Below are 1,508 nucleotides of genomic sequence, written 5' to 3'. Positions count from 1 at the left end.
AGACCACGGTGGCCTACGCCGCGACGGTCTCGCCGCCCGCCGAGCGCGGACGCACCATCGGCGTCGTGACGTCCGGCGTGGTGGTGGGCATCCTGGGCGCGCGGTTCGTCACCGGCGTGCTCGCGCAGGTCTGGGGCTGGCGCAGCGTGTACACCGTGCTCGGCGTGCTCGCCCTCACCCTCGCCGCGCTCGTGCTGCGCGCACTGCCGCCCGAGGACGGCTTCCGCCGGCCCGTGGGCTACCGACAGGCCGTCGTCTCGCTCGGCGGGCTGTTCGGGCAGCGTCTGTTCCTGACGCGCGGTCTCATCGCGTTCTTCCTGTTCGCGTCGTTCGGCACCCTGTGGAGCGGCCTGTCCCTGCCCCTGGCGCACGCACCGTGGCACCTGAGTGAGAGCCGGATCGGACTGTTCGGCATCGCGGGACTCGCCGGCGCACTGGGCGCGGCGCGTGCGGGACGATGGGCGGACGCGGGGCGGGCGGTCCCGGTCAGCGGTCTCGCGCTGGTGCTGCTCATCGCCTCCTGGGGCGCGACCGCGCAACTGTCCCGGTCCCTGTGGCTGCTCGCCGTCGGCATCGTGGTGCTCGACTTCGCCGTCCAGGTCGTGCACGTGAGCAACCAGCACGTGCTCACCACCGCGCATCCGGAGCGCACCAGCAGCGTCATCGGCGGCTACATGGTCTTCTACTCCCTCGGCTCCGCCCTCGGCGCAGCCGCCACCACCTCCGCCCTCACCTCCCACGGCTGGGCCGCCTCCAGCCTCCTCGGGGCCGCGTTCGCGGCCTGTGCGCTGATCGTCTGGGCGACCGACGCACGCAGGCGTTCCGGAACCGCGCGGGCCGGCACCGGGGCGACGGGCGCGCACCGTGGCGGGGCGGAGAGGCGGAGGGGCGCATCGGAGCAGGCCGGCCCGGCGGCGGACCGTTCCGCGGTGTCGTGAGCACGCCCGGCTCGACCCGCCCCCGCGTGACCGGCGGTCGGTGATCGCCGTAACCGACCCGTCCGAACAGCACTCCTAGCCCGCTTGGTCCTCCTCCAGTGCCGTCAGGGCGGGGTCCAGCACGATGTCCTCCTCCCGGGCCCCGGTGCTGGGCTCCTCCGGGAAGTGGCAGGCCGTCAGGTGGCCCTCCCGGTTGCCGGAGATGCTGATCAGCGGGGGTTCCTCGGCCGCGCACCTGTCCTGGGCCTTCCAGCAGCGGGTGCGGAAGCGGCAGCCGGAGGGCGGGGAGATGGGGGACGGCACGTCGCCGGCGAGGCGGATGCGCTCGCGCTGGGACGCCTCCCCTTCCGTCAGGGTGACCTCGGGGACGGCGGACAGCAGGGCGTGGGTGTAGGGGTGGCGCGGGCGGGTGTAGATGGAGTCGCGGTCCCCCACCTCGATGATCTTGCCGAGGTACATCACCGCGACGCGCTGGGAGAAGTGCCGCACGATCGCCAGGTCGTGGGCGATGAACACGAACGCGATGCCGAGGTCCTTCTGCACCTGCTGGAGCAGGTTGACGACCTGGGC

At 73.4% G+C, this 1,508-nt stretch carries 2 protein-coding genes; one reads left to right on the top strand and one right to left on the bottom strand.

Annotated elements, in window-relative coordinates; translation table 11 throughout:
- Positions 1 to 938 (top strand): MFS transporter (locus IE312_RS37545; RefSeq protein WP_229900932.1); only part of this gene is annotated, 938 nt, incomplete at its 5' end.
- A gap of 75 nt (positions 939 to 1,013) precedes the next feature.
- Here IE312_RS37545 and IE312_RS37540 read toward each other — a convergent pair.
- On the bottom strand, positions 1,014 to 1,508 hold a 495-nt coding region (locus tag IE312_RS37540; RefSeq protein ID WP_189986790.1), incomplete at its 5' end, for an oligopeptide/dipeptide ABC transporter ATP-binding protein.

It is taken from the genome of Streptomyces capoamus, assembly GCF_014654935.1.
In the GTDB taxonomy this organism is placed as follows: Bacteria; Actinomycetota; Actinomycetes; order Streptomycetales; family Streptomycetaceae; genus Streptomyces; species Streptomyces capoamus.
This window is presented reverse-complemented; position numbering and strand designations above follow the sequence as displayed.